General features: G+C 69.8%; 23 protein-coding genes and 1 tRNA gene. 9 read left to right on the top strand and 15 right to left on the bottom strand.

What is annotated here, in order from left to right:
• Positions 1–3: 3 nt before the first annotated feature.
• Positions 4–1,503, bottom strand: a complete 1,500-nt coding sequence (locus FHR19_RS04025) for a CoA-acylating methylmalonate-semialdehyde dehydrogenase (RefSeq protein WP_184024647.1) — start codon at positions 1,501–1,503, stop codon at positions 4–6.
• An 80-nt stretch (positions 1,504–1,583) separates the two neighbouring features.
• Between FHR19_RS04025 and FHR19_RS04020 the strand changes: the two genes are divergently transcribed.
• Both FHR19_RS04020 and FHR19_RS04015 read left to right on the top strand, forming a co-directional pair.
• Entirely contained in the window at positions 1,584–2,471 is an 888-nt protein-coding gene (locus FHR19_RS04020; protein WP_184024644.1) for a LysR family transcriptional regulator, read from the top strand.
• A gap of 34 nt (positions 2,472–2,505) precedes the next feature.
• Complete coding sequence (locus tag FHR19_RS04015) at positions 2,506–3,477, top strand: cation diffusion facilitator family transporter (RefSeq protein WP_184024641.1); 972 nt, start codon at positions 2,506–2,508, stop codon at positions 3,475–3,477.
• 92 nt (positions 3,478–3,569) lie between these two features.
• Here FHR19_RS04015 and FHR19_RS04010 read toward each other — a convergent pair whose 3' ends face one another.
• The gene (locus FHR19_RS04010; protein ID WP_184024638.1) at positions 3,570–4,295 is read right to left on the bottom strand and encodes an SDR family oxidoreductase; all 726 of its coding nucleotides are present in this window, start codon (positions 4,293–4,295) and stop codon (positions 3,570–3,572) included.
• Positions 4,296–4,443: 148 nt separating this feature from the next.
• Between FHR19_RS04010 and FHR19_RS04005 the strand changes: the two genes are divergently transcribed.
• Positions 4,444–5,340 (top strand): AraC family transcriptional regulator, encoded by an 897-nt coding sequence (locus FHR19_RS04005; protein WP_184024634.1) that lies wholly within the window; start codon positions 4,444–4,446, stop codon positions 5,338–5,340.
• Positions 5,341–5,362: 22 nt separating this feature from the next.
• Here the strand turns inward: FHR19_RS04005 and lepB are convergent, their stop codons facing one another.
• From lepB to FHR19_RS03985, 4 genes are all read right to left on the bottom strand, one after another.
• Positions 5,363–6,145, bottom strand: coding sequence for a signal peptidase I (gene lepB, locus FHR19_RS04000; protein WP_184024631.1), 783 nt, complete (start codon positions 6,143–6,145; stop codon positions 5,363–5,365).
• 79 nt (positions 6,146–6,224) lie between these two features.
• Positions 6,225–6,557 carry an EF-hand domain-containing protein gene (locus tag FHR19_RS03995; protein WP_184025860.1) on the bottom strand — a complete coding sequence of 111 codons (333 nt, stop codon included), beginning with the start codon at positions 6,555–6,557 and terminating at the stop codon, positions 6,225–6,227.
• 170 nt (positions 6,558–6,727) lie between these two features.
• Positions 6,728–6,803 (bottom strand) — tRNA-Ala (locus tag FHR19_RS03990).
• A gap of 111 nt (positions 6,804–6,914) precedes the next feature.
• Positions 6,915–7,235 carry an FYDLN acid domain-containing protein gene (locus tag FHR19_RS03985; RefSeq protein ID WP_184025857.1) on the bottom strand — a complete coding sequence of 107 codons (321 nt, stop codon included), beginning with the start codon at positions 7,233–7,235 and terminating at the stop codon, positions 6,915–6,917.
• 105 nt (positions 7,236–7,340) lie between these two features.
• On the opposite strand from FHR19_RS03985, the gene aroA reads away from it, so the two are divergent.
• Entirely contained in the window at positions 7,341–8,684 is a 1,344-nt protein-coding gene (aroA, locus tag FHR19_RS03980) for a 3-phosphoshikimate 1-carboxyvinyltransferase (RefSeq protein ID WP_184024628.1), read from the top strand.
• Positions 8,681–9,310, top strand: coding sequence for a (d)CMP kinase (gene cmk, locus FHR19_RS03975; RefSeq protein WP_184024625.1), 630 nt, complete (start codon positions 8,681–8,683; stop codon positions 9,308–9,310). The genes aroA and cmk overlap by 4 nt, the downstream gene beginning before the upstream one ends.
• Before the next feature lie 95 nt (positions 9,311–9,405).
• On the opposite strand, the gene FHR19_RS03970 is transcribed toward cmk, so the two are convergent.
• Genes FHR19_RS03970 through xseA form a run of 3 tightly spaced genes read right to left on the bottom strand, consistent with a single transcriptional unit; the run spans position 9,406 to position 11,822 of the window.
• Entirely contained in the window at positions 9,406–10,218 is an 813-nt protein-coding gene (locus FHR19_RS03970) for a M23 family metallopeptidase (RefSeq protein ID WP_425505936.1), read from the bottom strand.
• Positions 10,215–10,415, bottom strand: coding sequence for a DUF2093 domain-containing protein (locus FHR19_RS03965; RefSeq protein WP_184024622.1), 201 nt, complete (start codon positions 10,413–10,415; stop codon positions 10,215–10,217). The genes FHR19_RS03970 and FHR19_RS03965 overlap by 4 nt, the downstream gene beginning before the upstream one ends.
• Before the next feature lie 18 nt (positions 10,416–10,433).
• Positions 10,434–11,822 carry an exodeoxyribonuclease VII large subunit gene (gene xseA, locus FHR19_RS03960; protein ID WP_184024619.1) on the bottom strand — a complete coding sequence of 463 codons (1,389 nt, stop codon included), beginning with the start codon at positions 11,820–11,822 and terminating at the stop codon, positions 10,434–10,436.
• Here xseA and purD point away from each other — a divergent pair.
• From purD to FHR19_RS03940, 4 genes are all read left to right on the top strand, one after another.
• Positions 11,821–13,086 carry a phosphoribosylamine--glycine ligase gene (gene purD, locus FHR19_RS03955; protein ID WP_184024616.1) on the top strand — a complete coding sequence of 422 codons (1,266 nt, stop codon included), beginning with the start codon at positions 11,821–11,823 and terminating at the stop codon, positions 13,084–13,086. The genes xseA and purD overlap by 2 nt on opposite strands.
• Positions 13,087–13,123: 37 nt before the next feature.
• Positions 13,124–13,783 carry a hypothetical protein gene (locus FHR19_RS03950; protein ID WP_184024614.1) on the top strand — a complete coding sequence of 220 codons (660 nt, stop codon included), beginning with the start codon at positions 13,124–13,126 and terminating at the stop codon, positions 13,781–13,783.
• 56 nt (positions 13,784–13,839) lie between these two features.
• Positions 13,840–14,460, top strand: coding sequence for a LuxR C-terminal-related transcriptional regulator (locus FHR19_RS03945; protein ID WP_184024611.1), 621 nt, complete (start codon positions 13,840–13,842; stop codon positions 14,458–14,460).
• 219 nt (positions 14,461–14,679) lie between these two features.
• Positions 14,680–17,898 carry a PAS domain-containing protein gene (locus FHR19_RS03940; RefSeq protein ID WP_184024608.1) on the top strand — a complete coding sequence of 1,073 codons (3,219 nt, stop codon included), beginning with the start codon at positions 14,680–14,682 and terminating at the stop codon, positions 17,896–17,898.
• Here the strand turns inward: FHR19_RS03940 and FHR19_RS03935 are convergent.
• The 6 genes from FHR19_RS03935 to FHR19_RS03910 all read right to left on the bottom strand — a co-directional run bounded on the left by FHR19_RS03935 (position 17,870) and on the right by FHR19_RS03910 (position 24,565).
• Entirely contained in the window at positions 17,870–18,784 is a 915-nt protein-coding gene (locus FHR19_RS03935) for a 50S ribosomal protein L11 methyltransferase (protein WP_184024605.1), read from the bottom strand. The genes FHR19_RS03940 and FHR19_RS03935 overlap by 29 nt on opposite strands.
• Complete coding sequence (locus FHR19_RS03930; protein WP_184024602.1) at positions 18,781–19,482, bottom strand: SDR family NAD(P)-dependent oxidoreductase; 702 nt, start codon at positions 19,480–19,482, stop codon at positions 18,781–18,783. The genes FHR19_RS03935 and FHR19_RS03930 overlap by 4 nt, the downstream gene beginning before the upstream one ends.
• Positions 19,483–19,515: 33 nt before the next feature.
• Positions 19,516–20,289 (bottom strand): MipA/OmpV family protein, encoded by a 774-nt coding sequence (locus tag FHR19_RS03925; protein WP_184024599.1) that lies wholly within the window; start codon positions 20,287–20,289, stop codon positions 19,516–19,518.
• Positions 20,290–20,585: 296 nt separating this feature from the next.
• Complete coding sequence (ftsH, locus tag FHR19_RS03920; RefSeq protein ID WP_184024596.1) at positions 20,586–22,544, bottom strand: ATP-dependent zinc metalloprotease FtsH; 1,959 nt, start codon at positions 22,542–22,544, stop codon at positions 20,586–20,588.
• 130 nt (positions 22,545–22,674) lie between these two features.
• A complete protein-coding gene (gene tilS / locus FHR19_RS03915; protein WP_184024593.1) occupies positions 22,675–23,661 on the bottom strand; it encodes a tRNA lysidine(34) synthetase TilS in 987 nt (328 codons plus the stop codon).
• Positions 23,642–24,565 (bottom strand): hypothetical protein, encoded by a 924-nt coding sequence (locus FHR19_RS03910; protein WP_184024591.1) that lies wholly within the window; start codon positions 24,563–24,565, stop codon positions 23,642–23,644. The genes tilS and FHR19_RS03910 overlap by 20 nt, the downstream gene beginning before the upstream one ends.
• Positions 24,566–24,608 lie beyond the last annotated feature (43 nt).

The following is a 24,608-nucleotide window of genomic DNA, read 5'->3' as shown; positions in this document are numbered from 1 at the left end:
GCCTTACCCCATCGTCGGAATGACGAAGGCGTTGCTACCGTCCGGCGAGCCGTCGGGCCAGCGCTGCGTGATCGTCTTGACCTTGGTCCAGAAGCGAACGCCCTCCATACCGTGCTGGTTGACGTCGCCGAACGCCGAACGTTTCCACCCGCCGAAGCTGTGATAGGCGACGGGCACGGGGATCGGCACGTTGATGCCGACCATGCCCACCTCGACCCGCGCGGCGAACTCGCGCGCCGCATGGCCGTTGCGCGTGAAGATCGCGACGCCGTTGCCATACTGATGCTCGCTCGGCAGCCGCACCGCGGTCTCGAAATCGGGCGCGCGGACGATCTGCAGCACGGGGCCGAAAATCTCCTCCTTGTACGATTCCATCTTTGTCGTGACGCGATCGAACAGCGTCGGGCCGATGAAGAAGCCCTCCTCATGCCCCTGAAGCTTGAAGCCGCGGCCGTCGACGACCAGCTCCGCACCCTCGTCGACGCCGGTCTGAATCCAGTTTTCCACGCGCTGCTTGTGCGCGGCGTTCACCACCGGCCCGTAATGCGCCTCCGCATCGGTCGAGACCCCGACGCGCAACGCCTCGATCGCGGGGATCAGCTTTTCGCGCAGCGCATCGGCGGTCTTGTCGCCGACCGGCACCACCACCGGCAGCGCCATGCACCGCTCGCCCGCCGAACCGAACGCCGCGCCCGAGAGGTCGTTGACCACCTGATCGAGGTCGGCATCGGGCATGACGATGCCGTGGTTCTTCGCCCCGCCCATCGCCTGCACGCGCTTCCCCGCTTCGACGCCGCGGCGATAGACATAATGCGCGATATCCGACGAGCCGACGAAGCTCACGGCCGCGATGGCGGGGTGGTCGAGGATCGCGTCGACCATCTCCTTGTCGCCGTGGACGACCTGAAGAATGCCCTCCGGCGCGCCGGCCTCTCGCATCAGCTCCGCAAGGCGGACGGGGACGCTCGGATCGCGCTCGCTGGGCTTCAGGATGAACGCGTTGCCGCAGGCGATGGCGACGCCGAACATCCACATCGGGATCATCGCCGGGAAATTGAACGGCGTGATGCCCGCGCCGATGCCCAGCGGCGTACGCATCGAATAAACGTCGATGCCCGGCCCCGCCCCTTGCGTATATTCGCCCTTCAGCGCGTGCGGGATGCCGCAGGCGAACTCGACGACTTCCAGACCGCGCTGGATGTCGCCCTTGGCATCGGCGATCACCTTGCCATGCTCGGACGAGAGCATGTGCGCGAGCGCGTCCATGTTCGCCTCGACCAGTTCCTTGAAGCGGAACATGACGCGGGCGCGGCGCTGCGGGTTGGTCGCGGCCCAGCCGGGCTGGGCGGCGCGGGCGGCAGCGACGGCGGCATCCAGCTCGACCGTGCTGCCGAGGTTCACATGCGCCTGAACCTGGCCGCTATTGGGATCGAAGACCTCGCCCGTCCGGCCTGCGCTGCTGGAGCCACCCGCACCGGCGATGAAATGGTCGATGATCCGCATGACATTCTCTCCTGTGGCGCCCTCATCGCACCTGACGCCATTGCAGGCAACGCGCGACTTTGCTTGTATTACCTGCAATCATGCAGCCACCCGACTGGAACGACCTTCGCATCTTCCTCGCCATCGCTCGCGGTGGCCAGATCGCGCGTGCCGCCCGTGCGCTCGGCCTCGACGCGACGACGATCGGCCGCCGCCTCCGCAAGCTGGAGGGCGACCTCGGCCAGCGGCTGTTCGAACAGACGCGCGACGGGCAATCGCTGACGCAGGCCGGCGAGCGCCTGCTCGCGCAGGTTGAGGCGATGCAGGCCGCGGCCGAGGCGATCGGCGAGCCGGGCGGGACCAGCGGCCTGTCGGGCACGCTGCGCATCAGCGTGTCGGAGGGGTTCGGCACCGGGTATCTGTCCCCGCGCATTGCCGATTTCGCCGCCCGGCATCCGGGGCTGACCATCGACCTTGCCGCCAACAGCGGGTTCCTCAGCCCCTCGAAGCGCGAGACCGACATCGCGATCCTCCTCGCCCGCCCCCGCGCCGGACAGGTCGTGGCCTCGCGGCTCACCGACTATATGCTCGGATTCTACGCCTCGGCCGATTACCTGACCGCGGAGGGGGAGCCGCGCGACCTTGCCGCTGCCCGCACCCGAACGCTCGTCGGCTATGTCCCCGACCTCCTCTACGCGCCCGAGCTTCGCTATCTCGACGGGCTGGGCGAGGACCTGACCGCGCGCATCCGCAGCACGAGCATCAATGCGCAGGCGCAGATGATCCGCGCGGGCGCCGGGATCGGCATCCTGCCGCGCTTCATCGGCGACGCCGACCCGCAGCTTCGCCGCATCGTCGCCGACGTGGCGATCCGGCGCAGCTTCTGGCTGGTCACGCATCGCGACAACCAACGGCTCGGCCGGATCGAGGCGTTCAGGCGCTGGATCGCCGAGCGGGTGGCGACCGACGCCGCACTCTTCACGACCTGACGGAACCGCCGCGCGCCCGGCGCGTCCCGCTTCCATGACGGCACAGAAACAATCGGAAACAAAAGCCGGGTGGCGCGAGAACATCGTCCTGTTCGGCGCACTGGCCGCCAATCTCGGCATCGCGGTCGCCAAGTTCGTGGCGGCGGGCATCACCGGATCGTCGTCGATGCTGACCGAGGGCGTGCACTCGGTCGTCGACAGCGGCAACCAAGTGCTCCTCCTCTATGGCCAGAAGCGCGCGAAGCGGCCGGCCGACGCCGCCCACCCCTTCGGCTATGGGCGCGAGCTTTATTTCTGGTCGTTCGTCGTCGCGATCCTGATCTTCGCGGTGGGTGCCGGCGTCTCGATCTACGAGGGCTATCTGCACATCATCGAGCCGGAGCCGCTGACCGATCCGCTCGTCAACTACATCGTCCTCGGCATCGCCTTCGCGCTGGAGGGCGGGTCGTGCTGGATTGCGCTGCGCGAATTCAACGAGGCACGCGGCGATGCCGGCTGGTGGGAAGCAATCCGCGAATCGAAGGACCCGCCGGGCTTCATCGTCCTGTTCGAGGATTCGGCCGCGCTCATCGGCCTCGTCGTCGCGGCGTTCGGCGTCTGGATCAGCCATGCGGTCGGCGACCCACGGATCGACGGCTATGCCTCGATCGTCATCGGCCTGATCCTCGCCGCCGTCGCGGTCGTGCTGGCGCGTGAGTCGAAAGGCCTCCTGATCGGCGAACGCGCCGACCCGGCCGTTATCGAACGCGTCCGCCAGCTTCTCGACCGGCGGCCCGAGATCGTCGCGGTCAATCACATCCGCACGATCCACACCGGGCCAGACACCGTGTTCGTCGCGATCAGCGCCGACTTCGACGACGAGCTGACGATGGGCGACGCCGAACCGCTGATCGAGGCGATCGAGGCGGAGCTGCGCGCCGCGCTGCCGCAATTGTCCTCGATCTACATCCGTCCCGAGCGCCGCGATGACGCCGTGCTCGGATCGGGCGCGAGCGAGACCGCATAGGGGGTCGACGCCGGGGCTCAGCGTCGCCGCGCCCGCGCCGCGCCGCGCCGATCGACGCGGCAGCGGACGCCCCTGCCCGACCCGCGATTCGGTCACATGTCGGCGGCGACAGGACGGACGATCACCTCGTTGATGTCGATGCCCTCGGGTTGCTCGATCGCATAGCGGATGGCCCGCGCGATCGCGTCGGGGGTCAGCGACTTCCGGCGCCAGCCAGTCAGGGCAGTGGCGACGTCGGGATCGGTGATATCGTGCCCCAGCTCGGTCGCGACCACGCCGGGCGAGATCAGCGTCGTTCGAATCTTGTCCTGCTCCTGCCGCAACCCCTCGGTAATGACCCGGACGGCGTGCTTGGTCGCACAATAGACCGCCGCGGTCGGCATCACCATGTGCGCCGCGACCGACGCGACGTTGACGACATGCCCCCGCTTCTGTTCGAGGAACCGCGGCAGCACCGCCGCGATCCCGTTGAGGACGCCGCCCACGTTGACGTCGATCATCCGCTTCCACTCGTCCTGCTTGCGCGCGGCGAGCGGGGAAAGCGGCATCACGCCGGCATTGTTGACCAGCACGTCGATCCCGCCGAACCGCGCCGCTGCCGCTTCGACGAACCGCTCAAAATCGGTGCCGTTGGTCACGTCGAGTTCGCGCCAGCCGACCGTGTCGCCGAGTTCGGCGGCAAGCGCCCGCAAGCGATCGCCGCGCCGCGCGCCGATGAAGAGCCGCGCGCCCGTCGCGGCCAGCTCGCGCGCCGCCGCCTCGCCGATTCCGCTCGATGCCCCGGTAATCAGGACGACCTTGTCGATACCTTCTGTCATGATGTGCTCCGTTGCTTGGGTGACGGAGGGCAGATGGCGTTCCGGGCGGCGCAAGCGGTAGCGCGATCGTCCGACAGTCTTGCACGATCCTCCAAAACCGGCATCGCCTCGCTTGCCGCGGGCGGCAAGGCCGGGGATAGGAACGGCCATGGACCGGATCGCCGACCTTGCCGCCGCCATCGACCGCCATGTGGCAAACCCCGGGATTACCGCGACGGCGATACCCCGCCTGAGCCTGATCCGCGCGGACCGGCCGAGCACGCCCACGCCCGCCGTCTACGAGGCATCGCTCTGCCTGATTGCCCAGGGCTCGAAGCGCGTGTCGCTGGGCGAGCGAAGCGTGATCTACGACGCGGCGCATTACCTCGTCGTCTCGGTCGACCTGCCACTCGTCGGCCATGTGATCGATGCCAGCGCCGAGCGGCCCTATCTGTGCTGCAAGATCGATCTCGATCCCGTGGTGATCGCCGACCTGATGCTGCCGGCGGGGCGCGCGGTGCAGCCGGCCGAACGGCCGGTCCTCGGCGTCTATCCGGTCGAGCATGACCTGATCGACGCCGCCTGCCGGCTGGTGGCGCTGCTTGACCGGCCCGACACGATCGGCGCGCTGGCGCCGCTGATCGAGCGGGAGATCCAGTATCGCCTGCTGACCGGACCGCACGGCCCCGTCCTTCGCCAGATCGCGACCGCGGACAGCCGCCTCAACCAGATCAGCCGCGCGATCGGTGCGATCCGGCAGCGCTTCGACGCGGCGATCCGTATCGATGAGATTGCAGCCGCAGCGGGCATGAGCCCGTCGTCGCTCCACGCGCACTTCAAGGCGATCACCGGGATGACCCCGCTTGCCTATCAGAAGCAATTGCGCCTTCAGGAGGCGCGGCGGCTGATGCTGGCCGGCGATGCCGGCGCGGGCAGCGCGGGCTTCGCCGTCGGCTATGAAAGCCCGTCCCAGTTCAGCCGTGAATATCGCCGCCTGTTCGGCGCGCCGCCGGCCCGGGACATCGAGCGGCTGCGCGCCACGCCGACTGCTGGGCTGGCGCTTTGAACGAGCGCCCGCTTCCTGCGGCTCACCGTGCCAACCTGGCCGGACGCAGCGAGCGCCACGAGCGCTCGGGCCGCAGCGCGCCCCACCAACTCAGCGGGTTCCAGCCGGCCGACTCGCCGAGCGAAAAGGTGACGACCTCCGCCCGCCCGCCGATCGCCTCGACCGGAACCGGCCCGCCCAGCCCGCCGAACGCCAGCGGCACGCGGCTGTCCGCGCTGACGTCGCGATTATCGCCCAGGACGAAGACATTGCCCGTGGGCACGCGCACCGGCGGGGTATCGTCGGTGAAGGAGGGCCCGCGATCGAGCGTGTCGTAGCCCACACCGCCGGGCAGCGTCTCGCGCACGATCGACGCGGCGCATGGCTCTCGCTGCTCGGCGGGACACCCGCGTCCGCGGACGCGCTCTGAACGCACCGGCCGCCCGTTGAGCCACAACCGTCCCGCGATCATCTGAACCGTGTCGCCCGGCAGGCCGACGACGCGCTTGATCCAGTCCTCCCCGCCCCGGCCGGCGCCCGGCGGGATGAGGATCACCACGTCGCCGCGCGCAGGCATGCGGCCGAACAGCCGTCCCGGAAGCGGCGGCAGCAGATGCAATGCCGCGGAGGCGTAGGACCAGCCATAGGGCCACCGGCTGACGACCAGCCGGTCGCCGACCTGCAGCGTCGGCATCATCGACGCGGACGGAATGTAGAAGGGCCTTGCGACCAGGCTGTGCAGCGCAAACACGCCAAGCGTGAGGAGGGCAAGGCCGCGGAGCTCGACGAGCCAGCGGCGGCGGGCGGATGGGAGCGAGTGTGTCATTCGCCGCATCGAGCCGCTGCGCTCGCGGCGATCCAGCGTTACCGTGCCCGGACACGTCCGTTTTCGTGTCCGGACAAACCTATCGGGCGAATTCCGCGGGGGTCAGCACGCCGTCACGGTCGCGATCGAGCTGTTCGAAGGTCGGACGGTTCGTCGCCGCGGACTGTGCAAAGGAAGGGGCGGCAGCGCCCGCACCGAGCGCGACGCCGAGCAGGCCGGCAGCGATCAGCCGCCCTCGCCCACGCCGGGCGCGATCGGTCGCGCCGCTCAACTGACGTTCCATCAGTCGGCGCACCGCCTCGCTCACGGTCACGTCCTCACGCCGGCATCGCTCGGCAAACGCGGCCTTCATCTCGTCGGTCAGGCGGATTTCGACGGTGCCGGTCTTCTTGGCGGATTTCGGCGCGGGCATCGGCAATTCTCCTTGCCAGACCCTAGGCGCGCGGCGCGCTCGTCCGCAAGCGGCGGATTGTCTGCGAAGCGATCGGGATGCGCCAATACCCGGCCCACGGATCGGGGCGAAAGCGAACGGCGATGTGCTGAAACCGGAACTTCGTCATGCCAGCCGCATCGGGGCTGGAATGGTGGAGCCGAGGGGGATCGAACCCCTGACCTTCGCAATGCCATTGCGACGCTCTCCCAGCTGAGCTACGGCCCCATCGTTCCGGGAAGGCGCCCATTAGGGGCGCTTTTCTGGGTTGGCAAGCGCGTTTTTGAAGGCGCCGCCGAATGGGCACCGGACGGCCGCGGCCGCCCGGCGCCCGATCGATCAGTTCTCGTCGTCGTCGCTCGGCGCTTCAACACCCAGATCGTCGTCGCCGCCCAGATCGACATCGTCGTCGGCGGGGGTGTCGTCGTCCTCGGTGTCGATGTCCAGATCGTCACCCAGATCCGAATCGGCTTCCTTGTCCTTGTCCTTGTCGGCCTTCACCGCCTCGAACGGCAGCGGCTGCTTGGACTTCAGGATGGGTTCGGGCTCCCACGCATAGCCGCAGTTGATGCAGGTGACGGGCTCGTCCTTCTGCAAATCGTAGAAGCGGGTTCCGCATTTCGGGCACGAACGCTTCGTGCCCCATTCCGGCTTGACCATGCCGCGTATCGCCTTTCGGATGGGATGATTTCGGGCCTTGAGAAGGGCCCGCGAAGTGGCGCGCGCCTTGCCATAGTGCAAGCCCCCTGTCAAAAGCCCGCGCCCATGCACCCTCCTGCCACGCCCCGCCCGCTGTCGATCGCCGCCGCCGGCCCCCTCACGGGCGAGGTGACGGTGCCGGGCGACAAGTCGATCAGCCACCGCTCGCTGATGTTCGCCGGCCTTGCGATCGGCGAGAGCCGCATCCGCGGGCTGCTCGAGGGCGAGGACGTGCTCGCCACCGCCGCCGCGATGCGGGCGATGGGCGCGAGCATCGAGCGGCGCGACGACGGCGAATGGCGCGTGTCGGGCGTCGGCGTCGGCGGGCTCCTCCAGCCGCAAACCGCGCTCGACATGGGCAACTCGGGGACCTCCACCCGCCTTCTCATGGGCCTGGTCGCCAGCCATCCGATCACCGCGACGTTCATCGGCGACGCCAGCCTGTCGAAGCGGCCGATGGGCCGCGTGATCGAGCCCTTGTCGCGGATGGGCGCCGACTTCACCGCCAGCCCCGGCGACCGCCTGCCGCTCACCATGCGCGGCCTGTGCCCCGCGGTGCCGATCGAATACCGGCTGCCCGTCGCCTCCGCCCAGGTGAAGTCGGCAGTGCTGCTCGCGGGCCTCAATACGCCGGGCATCACCCGCGTCATCGAAAGCGTGCCGACGCGCGACCATAGCGAGCGGATGCTGCGCGGCTTCGGCGCCGAACTGACGGTGGAGGGTGAGGTCGTGTCGATCCGCGGCGAGGCGGAGCTTCGCGCGCGCGATATCGACGTGCCGGGCGATCCGTCGTCGGCGGGCTTCTGGATGGTCGCAGCCTCGATCGTGCCGGGGTCGGACGTCACGATACGCAACGTGCTGATGAACCCAACGCGCACGGGCCTGATGACGGCGCTCCAGATGATGGGCGCGTCGATCGAGCGGCTGAACCCGCGCGACGTGGGCGGCGAGGACGTCGCCGACTTGCGTGTCCGTCACGCGCCCCTGTCGGCGATCGAGGTGCCGCCCGAGCTCGCCCCCAGCATGATAGACGAATATCCGGTGCTGTTCGTCGCCGCTGCCTTTTCGAAGGGCCGCACCGTCGCGCGCGGCGCGCACGAGCTGCGCGTTAAGGAATCGGACCGCATCGCCGCGATGGCCGCCGCGCTCGGCCTTGCCGGCGTTTCGGTCGAGGAGCATGAGGACGGCCTGTCGATCGAGGGCCGCGACGGCGAGCCGCTGGCGGGCACCGGCGGCGATCGCGTCGCCAGCCTGCTCGACCACCGGATCGCGATGGCGATGGCGGTCGCAGGGATGCACGCGGCGCACGCCGTCGCGATCGACGACGCATCGCCCATCGCCACCAGCTATCCCGATTTCATCGCAACCGCGCAGACGCTCGGCGCGCAACCGACATGGCTCGAAGCATGATTATTGCCGTCGACGGCCCCGCCGCCTCTGGCAAGGGCACGATCGCCCGCGCGCTGGCGAAGCATTTCGGCCTGCCGCACCTCGACACCGGGCTTCTCTATCGCGCGGTCGCCGCGCGCGTGCTGGCCGAGGGGCTGGACCCGGCGCGCGAGGCGGACGTGGTGGCGATGTGCGACTTCGACGAAAGCGTCCTCGCCTCGCCCGACCTGCGCAGCGATCACGTCGGCAAGACGGCCTCGATCGTCTCGGCGCATCCGCTGGTGCGCGCAGCATTGCTCCAGCGCCAGCGACGGTTCGCGCAGCAGGATGGCGGCGCGGTGCTCGACGGTCGCGATATCGGCACCGTCATCGCCCCCGATGCCGACGTGAAGCTGTTCGTGAAGGCCACACCCGCCATCCGCGCGCGCCGCCGGCACGAGGAACTGCGCCGCCACGGGATCGACGTGAGCTACGACCGCGTGCTCGCCGACATCCGCGCCCGCGACGACCGCGACAGCCGCCGCAGCGAAGCGCCGCTCCGTCAGGCCGCCGATGCCGCGGCGCTGGACACGAGCTTCCTGTCGATCGAGGCCGCCGTGCAAAAGGCGATCGCGCTATCGGAAGCGCAGATGGCGCGGCGGGATTAAATATGCCCGTCATCCCAGCGAAAGCCGGGATCGCTTGATGATTGAGCATGGCGCCTGCCGCCAACGGCTCCAGCCTTCGCTGGGGCGACGACCTGTTACATCGCCCCCGCCAGCAGCGCCGGGTCGATCCGCGCGTCGCGCCACTTCATGCCCCAGTGGAGATGCGGCCCGGTCGCCCGCCCCGTCGCGCCGACCGCACCGATCAGTTGCCCTTGGCGCGCCGCCTGCCCTTCCTTCACGTCGATCTGCGACAGATGAAGGAACGCGCTGTTGAGGCCCATGCCGTGGTCGATCATCAGCAGCAGCCCCTCCAGCGTAAAGGGCGCCGCCGCCGCGAGGATCACCACGCCGTCGGCGGGCGCCACCACCGGCGCGCCGGTCGGCCGCGCGACGTCGACGCCGGAGTGATAGGCACCCGGCTCGCCCGCATAGACGCGCTGCGACCCGAACCGGCCGGAAATGCGCCCCTTTGCGGGCCAAATAAAGCGCTGGCGCCAGCCGCCGCTGTCACTATCGCTGCCGCGCGCGGCGGCGATGCGCGCGAGCTCGGGCGCACGGCGGCGGGTGAACTCGGCACTCGGCTGGCTGATGCGCGGCAGCGTCGGCAGGCGCTCGATCTGCCAGTCGCCGGGCGCGACGCTGATGATCTCGCTGAGCGAACCCGCCACCAGCCGCGCGATCGGCCCGGCATCGCGGTCGAAGGCGATCAGGAAGCGGCCATCCGCGGCGACCGGCACCGGCGTCCCGTCGAACGTCAGCGACCCGGCGCCGCGCGGCGCGGTCCCGGTCATCACCCCGCCCTGTACCGCCCGCCCGGTCAGGCCGAAGCGCGAGGAACCCTGCCCCCGCGCCGCCCCGGCAATCGCCAGCGCCGCGCCTGCGCCCAGCACTTGCCGCCGGGCGATCACGCCCCCGTCATCACCTTTGTCGCGACCTCGGCACTCGCATAGGCCTCCTGCCGCGCGACACTCCAATATTTTAGCGCGTCGAGCGCGATCCGCTCGCCCGTCACCGCGCACAGCACATGGTCGCCCGGCGACAGCACGCGAAAGCCGTTGGCCATGAAATGCAGCCGGGCGGGACGGGCGGTGTGCGACATCAACATGGGATCTCTCATCCGCGTTCAGAAAAGATTGGGTTGTTCGGGTGTGCCCTCAGTGTAGGCACGCCCGCCGCTGCGCTCAACCCGCGCATCGACGGTGCCGTCCTTGAAGTGAAGACGGAGCGCCCCCGCCGACCGCGCCGCAGCCGTATCGGCGACGACGCGCCCGCTCACCCGCCCCTCGACATAGGCATAGCCGCGCTCCAGCGGCTTTTCGGGATCGTTCGCCGCCAGTGCCCGTCCGGCCGACGCCAGTGCCGCCCCCGCCCGCTCCAGTCGCCGGTCGAGCAGCGCCGGGCGCAGCACCGCCCCCGCGCGGTCGAGCTGCCCGCGCCCCGCGGTCAGCCGCCGCTCCAACCCGCGCACCAGCCGCGCGCCGGCATCGTCGGCCCGCTGGCGCTGCGGCCCGAGCAGCGCATCGCGCTTGGGCATCACCCGCGCCAGCGCCGCCAGCCGCTCGCCCGCCCGCTCGTGATAGCGCCGCACGCACCGCTGCGTGCGCAGGCCCAGCATCGCGACCTGTTCGGCCAGGTCAGCGCGCACCGGCACCGCGATCTCCGCCGCGGCGGTGGGGGTGGGCGCGCGCAGATCGGCGGCGAAGTCGCAGAGCGTCGTGTCGGTCTCGTGCCCCACCGCCGAGACGATCGGGATCGAGCAGGCGGCGACCGCACGCACGACGGCCTCCTCGTTGAACGCCCACAAGTCCTCGATCGAGCCGCCACCGCGCGCGACGATGACGAGGTCGGGGCGCGGCACCGGGCCGCCCGGCGCGATCGCATCGAACCCGCGCACCGCCGCCGCCACTTCGTTCGCCGCGCCGTCGCCCTGCACCTTCACCGGCCAGACGATCACGTGCGAGGGACAGCGATCCTCCAGCCGGTGGAGAATGTCGCGGATCACTGCGCCGGTTGGGCTGGTGACGACGCCGATCACGCGCGGCATGAACGGCAGCGGCCGGCGCGCCTTCGACTTCTGGAAAAGCCCCTCGGCCTCGAACCGCGCCTTGTTGCGTTCGAGGAGCGCCATCAGCGCGCCCTCGCCCGCCAGTTCCATCCGCTCGATGACGATCTGGTATTTCGACCGGCCGGGATAGGTGGTGAGCTTGCCCGTCGCGATTACCTCGATCCCGTCCGCGGGGGAAAAGGCGAGCGCGCCCGCCGACCCGCGCCACATCACCGCGTCGATCACCGCCGCCTCGTCCTTGAGCGCAAGGTACACATGGCCCGAGGTCGCGCGCTTGAAGCCCGAGATTTCGCCGCGCAGGCGGACATGGCCGAACTCGCCCTCGACCATCCGCTTCAGCCGGCCCGACAACTCGCCCACGCTCATCGGCGCGGCGTTGTCGCCTGGGCGTCCCTCGGCTAACAGCGCGGGCCTGTCGTCGTCGGACATGATGAAGGGATCGGGCATGAACGTCCTGCTGATCGGATCGGGAGGGCGTGAACATGCGCTCGCATGGAAGCTCGCGCAATCGCCGGGCCTTACTACGCTGTTCGCCGCGCCGGGCAATCCGGGCATTGCGAACCACGCCGAATGCGTCGCGCTGAACGTCGCCGATCATGCCGCGGTTACCGATTTCTGCCGCGAAAAGAACGTCGCGCTCGTCGTCGTCGGGCCGGAGGCGCCATTGGTCGCGGGCCTTGCCGACGACCTGCGCGCCGCCGGCATCGCCGTGTTCGGCCCATCGAAGGCGGCGGCGCAGCTCGAGGGGTCGAAGGGGTTCACCAAGGCGCTCTGCACCCGCGCGAACATCCCGACCGCGGGCTATGTCCACGTCACTTCGCTTGAACAGGCGCGCACCGCGATCGCGCCGTTCGGCCTGCCCGTCGTCATCAAGGCGGACGGCCTCGCCGCGGGCAAGGGCGTGACGATCGCGATGACCCCGGAGGAGGCCGACGCCGCGCTTGCCGCGCTGTTCGCCGAACCGGGCGGCGAGGCGGTGATCGAGGAGTTTCTGACCGGCGAGGAAGCCAGCCTGTTCGTACTGACCGACGGCGCCGCACTGGTCCCGTTCGGATCGGCGCAGGACCACAAGCGGGTTGGCGACGGCGATACCGGCCCGAATACCGGCGGCATGGGCGCCTATTCCCCCGCCCGCGTCCTCACCCCCGAACTGGAACGCCGCGCGATCGAGGAAATCGTCCGCCCGACAGTCGCGGCGCTGGCTTCCGAGGGCACGCCGTATTCGGGCGTCCTCTATGCCGGGCTGATGCTCACCAACACCGGGCCGAAGCTGATCGAATACAATGCGCGGTTCGGCGATCCCGAATGTCAGGTGCTGATGGCGCGGTTTGAGGGCGACCTGCTCGCGCTGTTGCAGGCGGTGGCGGAGGGCCGGCTGGCCGAGGCGCCCGCCCCCGCCTTTGCCGAGGTGCCCGCGCTCACCGTCGTCATGGCCGCACGCGGCTATCCCGGCACGCCCGAGACCGGCGGCGCGATCGGCGGCATCGACGCGGCCGAGGCGACGGGTGCGACGGTGTTCCAAGCGGGTACGAAGCTGGCCGGCGACACGCTGGTCGCCGCGGGGGGCCGCGTGCTTGCCGTGACCGCCAGCGGACCCGATGTTGCGAGCGCCCAGGCCGCCGCCTATCGCGGGGTCGATGCGCTCGACTTCCCCACGGGCTTCTGCCGCCGCGACATCGGCTGGCGCGAGGTGGAACGCGAACGCGCCTGATTCGTCCCGCTTTCGACGGTTTCCCTGAAGGATCGCCATGGCCAGCTCCACGTCCGCCGACACGATCACCACGACCTCGCCCGGCGGGGCGGCGGAAATGATGATGCCGATCACCGTCACGCACCTCGTCGTGATCGCCATCGCGATCGTGCTGACGATCGCGATGATACTGTGGGGCCAGAAGCGTCGCCGCCAGCGCCGCGCGGGCGAGCGCGAGCTGGCCGAACGCAGCGAAACGGTCGAGGTGGTTGCCGCCGCGCCGGGCGCCGAAACCCGGGCGGAAGCGCCTGCCGCACCCGCGCCCGCCGCCGCTGATGCCAAAACGCAGTCGGAAACGCCCCCCGCGCCCCCTCCCGTCGAGCCGGAAACGACGCCGCACGTCACCGACACGCCTGCGGTCGCGCCCGCGCCGCCGCCGCTTGCCGACACCCTGCCCGCTACGCCGCCGCTCGCCATGGAACCGCCGCTTACGACGCTGAAGGGGCTGGGCCCAAAGGCCGCCGCGATGCTGGCCGGGCGCGGGGTCGCCTCGATCGCAGACCTCGCTGCACTGTCGCCCGATCAGGCCGATGCGCTCGATGCCGATCTCGGTCCGTTCGCCGGCCGAATGTCGCGCGACCGCTGGCACGAGCAAGCGCGGCTGCTCGCGAGCGGGGACAAGGCCGGATATGAGGCGATCTTCGGCAAGCTTGGATGAATTTCCCACTGGAAACGTACCGCCCCGTAGGTAAGGTACTGACAGGGGTGCAAAACATGATCCAGCGCGCGATTATCGCCGACGACCATCCGATGTGCCGCGAAGCCGCGCGCATGGCACTTGAAATGGCGGCCCCTGAGGCGCAGGTCGCACAGGCCGGGACGCTTCGCGAAGTCCTCGACGATCCGATGCCGGCCGGCCTCGTGATCCTCGATCTGGGGCTTGCCGACAGCCGCGGCATCGCCAGTCTCATTGAGGTAGCACGGGCCCGCCCGGCGACCCCAATCCTCGTCGTCAGCGGCGACGAGCGACCCGATATCGAGGTGCGCGCCGCCGCCAACGGCGCCGCCGGCTATGTGAATAAGGCCGCGCCGCTCGCCGACCTTGCCGCCGCGATCCGCACCGTGCTGTCGGGCGGCTCACACTTCACGCCCGGGCTCGAACTCGAGGCACCGGACAGCGCCGATGCCCGCCTCGCCTCCCTCAGCCCGGCAGAGGCGCGGGTGCTGCGCGCGATGCGCGACGGCGGCCTGAACAAGCAGATCGCCTACGAACTCGGGCTATCCGAGATCACCGTGAAGCAGCACGTCAAGGCGATCCTGCGCAAGCTGGGCGTCGTCAACCGGACGCAGGCGGTGCTGCTTCTCCACGATGCCACCCGTGATCCCAAGGGGTGATGGCGGATCGCCGACCAGACCCATAGCCCTGACCCCGCCGTGATGTCGCCGGGCGGTCGCGGCCCGACGCCGGACCCAACCGGCGCGAAGGTTCGGTCGGACGCGGTCACCCCGCCGCGCCCCCCTGCCCCGACCGCACGGCACAGCGGCGAAGGGGGCGCGCCCGATGACCGGACGACTGTCGATCCCGCCGCACGCATTGCGCGCATCGGCGACGACATGCGTCGGCGTTACCACGCGGTGACCGGTCGATCGCCGGTGGCGGCGCTGGTCCTTCCGGCGGCGGCGATGTTCGTGCTGACCGCGGCGCTCACCATCCCCAGCCTGCTCCTTGCCCGCTATCATCCAGCGATCGCGCCGCTCTGGCTTGCCAATGCGGCGGCGGCGGCGATCCTGCTGCGGTTCCGCACGTTGCACGAGCGCGTCGTGCTTGCCGGCGTCGGGCTGGGCTTCGTCGCGGCCTATCTCGTGGCGGGCTATCCGCCGGTCCGCTCGCTGGGGCTGACGGCGTCGAACCTGGTCGAGATCATCGCCGCGATCTTCCTGATGCGGCGCTTCGGGGGTCAGAAGGCAGCGGTCCATTCGCCGCGCTACATCACGCTGTTCATGGCACTGGCGGGCGTCGCCGCGACCGCGATCGGGGCGCTGTTCGGGGCGACGGTCGTGACGCCGGGGGCGGGATACGGCCTCAACGTCCTTCACTGGTTCGCCGCCGACGCGCTCGGCATGCTGGTGCTAGGGCCGATGATCCTCGTCGCGTTCAATCCCGACAGCCGGTCGATCCTGAAAGCGGGCCGGGTTCCGGAGGCGATTGGGATCGGCACGCTGATCGCCCTGACGACGGCGATCGTGTTCGACCAGACGCGCTATCCGGCGCTGTTCGTCATCCTGCCGCCGCTGACGCTGGCCGCGTTCCGGCTGCGCTTCGTCGGCGCGACGATGGCGATCCCGATCGTCGCGGCGATCGCCTCGGTCCAGACGATGCAGGGCCATGGCCCCATCGCCGGCCTGATCCTGCAACCGGGCGAGCGGATCCTGTTCCTCCAGGCGTTCCTGTCGGTCACCGTCATGTCGACCTTGCCGATCGCCGCGGTGCTGGTCGAGCGCCGGCGCCTCGACGAGCGGCTGCGCGAGAGCGAGCGCGGCTATCGCCTGCTCGCGCGGCACAGCAACGACATGATCGTCCGCATCGGCCTCGACGGCGTGCGCCGCTACGTTTCGCCGGCGTCGGAGACGATCCTCGGCTACATGCCCGAGGAACTGGTCGGCGACATTCCGATCGCGGCGATCCATGCCGAGGATCGCGCGCGAGTGGAGCGCGTCTGCCGCTCGCTGCTGGAGGGAGCGGAGAGCCCGACCTGCACCTATCGCCAGCGCCGCCGCGATGGCCGCTATGTCTGGCTGGAGGCCAATTACCGGCTCGTCCGCGCACCCGATGGCACGCCGATCGAGTTCGTCGCCAGCGTCCGCGACATCGGCAAGCGCCATGCCGCAGAGGTCGAGGCCGCACGCGCCGCCGCGCAGATCGAGGAAAGCCACCGCCTGCTGATGCTGGCCGAGCGGATGGCGGGCGTCGGCCACTGGCGGTTCGACGTGATCGACCGCTCGCTCTTCTGGTCGAGCGAGGTGTTCCGGATCCACGGCCTCGATCCCGGCGATCAGCCGCCGATCGAGAGCGGCCTCGACTTCTATCATGAGGACGATCGACCGATGGTCCGCGAACTCCTCGACCGCGCGATCGCGAAGGGCGAGGCGTGGAGCTTTCGCGCCCGACTGATCCGCGCCGATGGCGAACTGCGCCAGGTCGAATCCTTCGGCCAGGCCGAGCGCGCACCCGATGGCCGCGTCGTCGGCATCGTCGGCGTGTTCCGCGACGTGACCGAGCAGGCGGAGATCGAAAGCGCGCTGATCGACGCCCGGGACCAAGCACAGGCACTGGCGGACGCGCGCAGTGCCTTCGTCGCGACGGTCAGCCACGAGATTCGCACGCCGATGACGGGCGTGCTCGGCATGATCGAACTCTTGCGCGCCAATCCCGAACCCGCGGTGCGCCAGCGTTATCTCGACAGCCTCGAACAGTCCGCGTCGCTGCTGATGGCGGTACTCGACGACGTACTCGACTTCTCAAAGATCGAGAGCGGCGCGCTGGCGCTCGAATCGATCGACTTCGACCTGGCCGAACTGGCGCGCAGTACGCTCGACCTGTTCGGCCATGCCGCCTCGCACAAGGGGCTGACGCTCAGCCTGTCGATGCCGGTCGGGCGCGACATGATGGTGCGCGGCGACCCCGTCCGCCTGCGCCAGGTGATCGCCAACCTCATCAGCAATGCGGTCAAGTTCACGCCCGCGGGGGGCATCGAGCTCAGCATCGCACTGTCGGCGGAGGGGTCGGGCCGGCTGCTGCGCGCGCGGGTGCGCGACACCGGCATCGGCATCGCGGCCGAGGCGATCGAGCGGCTGTTCGAGCCATTCGTCCAGGCCGACCTGTCGACCACGCGGCGGTTCGGCGGCACCGGCCTCGGCCTCGCCATCACGCGCCGCCTGATCGAGGCGATGGGTGGCCGCATCGGCGTGGAGAGCGCGCCGGGCAAGGGGACCTGCTTCACCTTCGACGTGCGCCTTGCCGCGGCCAGCGGCAAGCCCCTGTCCCGCCCCCGCCCCGCGACCCCGGCGGGTGCGCCGCTGTCGCTCCTCTTGGCGGAGGACAACGGCATCAACCGGATGCTGGTCGAGGCGCTGGTCCGCCGCGACGGGCACGCGATCATCAGCGTCGAGAACGGTCGCCTGGCGGTGGAGGCGGCGGCGGAGCGGCGCTTCGACGCGATCCTGATGGACATGCAGATGCCCGAACTCGACGGGCTGTCGGCGACGCGTGCGATCCGCGAGGGCGGCGGACCGAACGCCGCGACGCCGATCATCGCGCTTACCGCCGATGCGGCGATCGAGCGGCGCGCGCTCTACGACAATGCCGGGCTGACCGACCTGCTCACCAAGCCCATCGACAGCGCCGCGCTGATCGACCGGCTGCGCCGCATCGGCGCGCGCCGGCCCTCAACCGAGACGCCGGCACCGCCGCTCCTCGACACCGGCAAGCTCGCCGATCTGGAGGCGACAATCGGCCGCGCGAATGTCGACCGGCTGCTGGCGATGATGGCGGACGAGCTCGCGCACGCGCCCGCCGCGATCGCGCGGCTGATCGAGATCGACGATCGCGATGCCGCCGCCCCCGCCGCGCATGCGCTGAAGGGCGCAGCGCTCAACGTGGGGGCGACGCGGATCGCCGACCTGGCCCGCCGGATCGAACAGGCGTGCGAGGCGGGCGAACCGCTCGAATCCTTCGGGCCGATGCTGCTCGCCGCCGCCGATTCGACCGCGGGCATGATCGCCGAGCGGCGGCAGTCGAACGCGATCAGCGGATCGGGCGGCGTACGAGCCTGAGGCTCGGCCAGTCGCCAAGCTGGATGCGCCCCGCCAGCCGAAACCCCGCCTGACGATAGGCCGCGAGCACATCGTCCGCCTGTCGGTCGAGCAGCCCAGCCAGGATCGCCGTCCCGCCCGGCAGCGTCGCCGCCGCGATCGCCGGCGCCAGCTCGATCAGCGGCCCGGCGAGGATGTTGGCGCAGACGAGGTCATAGGGCGCGCGCCGCTCGATCGTGCGATGCGCGAGGCCCGGCGCGACTGCGAGCGCCAGCCGCCCCGGCGCGTCGCCCAGCGCAACGCCGTTCACCTCGGCATTGACGCGCGTCACGTCGATCGAGATCGGGTCGATGTCCGACGCGGTCGCGCGCGCGTTCGGCCACAGGTGCATTGCCGCAAAGGCGAGCAGCCCTGTGCCCGTCCCTACGTCGATATGGTTGCGAACCACCATGCCCGCCGCCTTCATCGCCTCCAGCGTCATCAGGCAGCCGGTCGTCGTCTCATGGTGCCCGGTACCGAAGGCGAGCCCCGCCTCGATATGAAAAGCGCGCAGCCCCTCCGGCACTTCGCCCTTGTTGGCGCTGGTGTGGACGTAGAAGCGGTCGGTCGCGACCGGGTCCAGCCCCGACTGGCTGAGCGTCACCCAGTCCGCTTCGGCGATACGCTCGGGCATCACCGCCGCATCGCCCGCACTCGGGACGAGCGCGCGCAGCATCTCGATCTCGCGCGCGCCGGGCTCGTCCTGGAAATAGGCGTCGAGCACCCAGTCCTCGACATCGTCCTCGGTCAGCTCGCGCGTCAGCAGCACCGGCGGCGCGGTCATCTCCGCGAACGCCGCGCCCTCGGGGTCGATCGCCTCGGCCTCTGCGCGAGTGCAGGGCAGCGTTACTTTCCAGCTGTCGCTCATCGCACGTAGCTCGCACCGTTCACGTCGAGCACTGCGCCGGTCATCGACGCGGGCGCCTCGAGCGCGCAGAAGCGGGCGATCGTCGCGACCTCGGCCGGATCGGCAACGCGGCCGAGCGGAATGTCGGCCAGCAGCTTGTCGCCGCCGCGGCTCTCCAGATAATCCTCGGCCATGCCCGTCATCGTGAAGCCGGGGCAGATGGCAAAGGCGAGGATGCCATCCCTGGCATAGCCGCGCGCGATCGACTTGGTCATGCCGACCATCCCCGCCTTCGACGCGGCATAATGCCAGTGCGCGGGGCTGTCGCCGCGATAGGCGGCGCGGCTCGCGACGTTGACGATCCGCCCACCCTCGCCCCGGTCCTGCCAGTGGCGGACGGCGAGGCGGCAGAGCTCGGCGCTCGCGGTAAGGTTGATGCGCATCGTGCGCTCCCACTCGGCCACCCAGACGTCGTGCGCGGCCTCCAGCGGCGAGGCCTCGAACACGCCGGCATTATTGACCAGCACGTCGATGCGGCCGTCCAGCTCAACCAGCGCGCGGCGCCACAGGTCGGCGGGCGCGGCGGGATCGGCGAAGTCGGCCGCCAGGAACGCGCCCGTCGACTGGCGGGCAAGGCGCACGTCGGCGCTGTCCAGCGCCTCGGCGATCGCGGCACCGATGCCGCGGCTGGCGCCGGTCAGGAGGATATGGATCGTCATGCCCCGCGCGTTACGGCGCGGGGGGGTCACCGGTCAATCAAAGGTGTAGGAAAGCGCTGCGCCCGCCGAGAACTGGTTGCGCGACCCGAACGCGCCGACCACCGGCGAGTCTGCCGCGTCGGCGACCAGCCGGTCGTACTTGGCATAGCCGCTGACGCCCCAGCGGTCGTTTAATTGCCGCAACACGCCGACGGTCGCGCCGACCATCTGCACGCCGCCCTTGGCGTCATAGACCGGCAGGCCCGATCGCGCGGCATCGCCCGGCGTCAGGCTGAAATAGGCGTCCATGTAGCGGTTGTCGGCCAGCGTGACGCGAGGACCGATCGAGATCAGCCATTTGTCGTGATCGCGCAGCACATAGTCGGCGCCCACCATGCCCGTCAGTCCCTTGTGCCCGTTGAGGCCCTTGCGCCCCTCGACCCGCAGCCGGATCGCGTCGGTCAGCTGATACTGGACGAAGCCACCCAGTTCGACCGTGAACCCGACCTCCGACAGAACACCGCCGACGTCGCGGCTGCGCCGCTTGCCCTCGAACCCGAAAGCGGGGCCGGCGGAGAAACGCTCGCTGCGGAACGCGGGGAAGCCGGCGCTTTCATCAGGCGCCTCGAACGCAAAATCGTCGTCGCCCCGCGCCCGCGACACGTCGATGAACGGACGAAGCTGGTAGCTGTCGCTCCCCGGAAAGCTCGGCACGAGCTGTGGCCCGAGACCGACCCGCGTCCGGCGCGGCCGCTCGTCCTTCGCCTCCTGCGCATGAAGCGGCGTGGCAGCGGCGAACAGGGCAAGGCCGAGGATCAGGGTGCGCATCGAGGCTGAACCGTTACGCTTGCGCAAGGTTCCTTTAGTTAGAGGCGGTTACGATAGGCTGAAACGACATTACCCGATCCACGCGTTCGCAACGCCGTGATTGCTGCCACCGAGCCGTACCCCGGCAAAGGCCGGCGTCCAGTAGCGGGCCCCGTGTTGGTGGACGGACCACTACAATCAGTGTCACCCAACTGGACGCCGGCCTTCGCCGGGGTACAAGCTATTCTTCCCCGCCGCGCGCGCACGAAAAACCCCGCCGCATCGCTGCGACGGGGCTTTTCGTCATTCACTTCGGGTCACGCCGGCTGCGGCGAGCCGAACGGACCCTTGGGCCGCCGCGTCTTGGGGATCGAGGTCCCGGCCGACGCGACCGGCTTCATGCCCGCGCCCGGCTCCGGCCGGTCGAGGTCCTCGCCCGCGATTAGGCGCTTGATCTCGTCGCCCGACAGCGTCTCATACTCGAGCAGCGCGCCGGCCAGCAGGTGGAGCTGGTCGATATGATCGGTCAGCAACTGACGCGCGCGGGCCAGTCCGCCCTCGACGGTCGAGCGAATTTCCGCATCGATCAGCTGCGCGGTCTCGTTCGACATATGCCGCGGCTGCGCCGACGAGTAACCGAGGAAGCTCTCGCCCTCGGGCTGTGCGTACTCCACCGGGCCGACCTTGTCCGACATGCCCCACTTGGTGATCATGTCGCGGGCGAGGCCCGTGGCGTACTGAATGTCGCCCGACGCGCCCGACGACACCTTGTCATAGCCAAAGATCAGTTCCTCGGCGACGCGGCCGCCCATCGACACCGCGAGGTTCGCGTACATCTTGTCGCGGTGGTACGAATAGCTGTCCCGCTCGGGCAGGCGCATGACCATGCCGAGCGCGCGGCCACGCGGAATGATCGTCGCCTTGTGGATCGGGTCGCTCGCCGGCTCGTGGATGCTGACGATCGCGTGGCCCGCCTCGTGATAGGCGGTCATGCGCTTCTCGTCGTCAGTCATGACCATCGAACGCCGCTCGGCGCCCATCATGACCTTGTCCTTAGCTTCCTCGAACTCCTGCATCGCGACGAGGCGCTTGGACTTGCGCGCCGCCATCAACGCCGCCTCGTTGACGAGGTTGGCGAGGTCCGCGCCCGAAAAGCCCGGCGTGCCGCGCGCAATGACCCGTGCATCGACGTCGGGCGCCAGCGGCACCTTCTTCATGTGCACTTCGAGGATCTTGATCCGGCCCTCGATATCGGGGCGCGGCACCACGACCTGGCGATCGAAGCGGCCCGGACGCAGCAGCGCGGGGTCGAGCACGTCGGGACGGTTGGTCGCCGCGACGATGATGATCCCTTCGTTCGCCTCGAACCCATCCATCTCGACGAGGAGCTGGTTCAGCGTCTGCTCGCGCTCGTCATTGCCGTTGCCGAGGCCTGCACCGCGGTGACGACCCACCGCGTCGATCTCGTCAATGAAGACGATGCACGGCGCCGACTTCTTGGCCTGCTCGAACATGTCGCGCACGCGGCTCGCGCCGACACCGACGAACATCTCGACGAAGTCCGAGCCCGAAATGGTGAAGAACGGCACGCCCGCCTCCCCCGCGATCGCACGGGCGAGCAGCGTCTTGCCGGTGCCGGGCGAACCGACCAGCAGCGCGCCCTTCGGGATCTTGCCGCCCAGCCGGGCGAACTTGGTCGGGTCCTTCAGGAACTCGACGACTTCCTCCAGCTCCTCGCGCGCCTCGTCGATGCCGGCGACGTCGTCGAAGGTTACCTTGCCTTCCTTCTGCGTCAGCAGCTTGGCGCGCGACTTGCCGAAGCCCATCGCACCGCCGCCGCCGCCGCCCTTCTGCATCTGGCGAAGGACGAAGAAGGCGATGCCGAGGAACAGGAGGAACGGCAGCGACTGATAAAGCAGCACCATCCAGATGTTCGGCCCTTCCTCGGGCCGGGCATTGATGACGACGCCCCGCTCGCGCAGGCGCTGGATCAACTGCGGATCGTTGGGCGTGTTGGTGCGGAACCGCTCGCTATTGGTGAGCTCGCCGGTGATCGTGTCGGGCGACACGTTGACCTGGCGCACCTGACCCTCTTCGACGCGGTCTAGGAAGGTCGAATAGGGAATGGTGTTCCCCGACGCCTGGCTCGAGCTGCCGCCGAACATCTGCACGAACAGCGCGAGCGCCAGGAGAATGCCGACCCAGATCATCAGGCTGCGCATCCACGGATTGCCGCCGCCGTTGCCCGGATCCTGCTGCTTGTCGTTGTCGTTCATTCGCGGTGTACCTCTTCTCACCCGACAACATAGGCGAGCGGGGGTTAATGGCAATGGAACAGCGCCGATCAGTGTGATCGGCCGGGGGAACAGCGCCGACCCGTTTGATCGGCCGGTGGAACAGCGCCGATTAGGGCGTGCGCCGCGGCGGGGCGGCGAAGAAGGTCCAAATCACCCGCCCCTCTCGCCGCATCACGGTCGCGCGGACGTTGCCCAGCATCGCGGCGCGGCCGTCCCTGAGCGTGACCGCCATCCGGGCGAGCGCATCGCCCCGCGGATCGATGCCCGGCTCGACCGTGCGCAAGGCACGCTCGACCAGCCGGCGTTGCAGCTCGAACGGCAGATCGTCGGCAAGAAGTTCGATACGCCCCCCCATTACCGCGATGCGCTCGCCGCCGAGCCGCTCGACCATCCAGCCGATCGCATCCTCCGCGTCGCCGAGCGCCCGCGCGCTGGCAGCCCAATGCTCGGTATCAAGCGCGCCCACCCCGGCAAGCACCTTGCGCAGCCGCGCGCGATCGAAGCGGTCGTCGATGTTGCTCGGGTCCTCGATCGCCTCGATCCCCGCCCCCCTGACGATCGCCGCCAGTTCGGCGCACCTCCATCCGAGCAGTGGGCGGACGACCCGCCCGCCCTTCGCCCGCACGCCCGCCAGCCCGGCGACCCCGGCCCCGCGATTGAGCCGCATCACCATCGTCTCGAGCTGGTCGTCGGCATGATGCGCGGTCGCGATCGCATCGGCACGGACGCGCACGCGCTCGGCCTCGAGCAGCGCATAGCGAAAGGCGCGGGCGCGCGCTGACAGATTGGCGGTGCGCCCGGTGCGCGCCGGCATCTCCCCGCGGAGGACCGTGTGAGCGATGCCGAGGCGGCCGGCAATCGACCCTACGAACGCTGCCTCTCCGGCCGACGCGGGGCGCAGGCCGTGGTCGACCGTCGCCGCGATGCACCGCTCGCCGAGCACTGCCCGCGCCAGCAGCATCAGCGCGAGGCTGTCGCCGCCGCCCGACACCGCGACGAGCAGCCGGCCCTTTTCAACATCGAACAGCGCCGACAGGTTGCGCGCAAACCGCGCAACGATGCCCGCGTCTAGCGCGTCACTTGCACTTGGCGGCAAGGCGCGCCTTTGCGACATCGGCCTTCATCGACGCGGTCAGCTTGTCGCCGTACACGTCGCCGAGCTCGTCATAGACCTTGCACGCATCGGCCGGCTTCTTGAGCTGGACCAGCGCCTCGCCGAGATAGAGCAGGCTGTCGGGCGCCCGCTCGCCATCGGGCATCTTCTTGTAATTGTCGTAGAACGCGATCGAGGCGAGGCTGGGCTTGCCGTCGTCGAGATAGGCGCGGCCGAGCAGGTTCTGCGCAAAACTCGCGCGGCGATGCTGCGGATAGTCGGCGACCATCTTCTTCAGCGCCGTCGCCGCCTCGGGGTACAGCTTCGCCTGCCACAGGCGATAGCCATAGGTATAGGCGTCCTCGCCCGCGTCGCCCGTGGAGGGCTTGGCGATCGCCGCTACCTGCTTGGCGCGGTCGCCGCCGGTCGCGGCGGGGGCGTTGATCCGCGGCGGCGGCGCGTCACGCGTGTCGCCGGCGGCGGCCACGTCGCGCGCGGGCGGGGCTGCGTCGGACGTGACGGGCGCAGGCAGGGCGACGCCGGCGGCAAGTTTGGCATCGGTCGACTTGCGATACGCCTCGAACGCCTCTCGAAGCTGGCGCAATTGATACTGGTTCTGCTCGATCTGGCCGGTGAGGCTGGAAAGCTGCGATTCGAGCGAACTGACCCGCGCGGTCAGGTCGGCGATCGCGCTGGTGGCGGGGACGCCGGGCGCGGCGGCCTGAGTCTGCGGTGCGGTGATCTGCGGCTCGATCATCTGGCCGGCACCGCCCGGAAAGACCTTGCGCTGGACGGCGCGCATCTCGCGCTCCAGCCGGTCGACGCGCGGGCCGACGTCCTGCGCGGCGGCGGGCTGCGCGAGCGCCGCGACGCCGCACGACATGAGGATCAGGATCGAACGGTTCATCGGCTTCTCGCACCCCCCGGTGTCGGTTTCGGCGGGAACCCTA

This window comes from Sphingomonas yantingensis, assembly GCF_014199325.1.
GTDB classification, from domain to species: domain Bacteria; phylum Pseudomonadota; class Alphaproteobacteria; order Sphingomonadales; family Sphingomonadaceae; genus Sphingomonas; species Sphingomonas yantingensis.
This window is presented reverse-complemented; position numbering and strand designations above follow the sequence as displayed.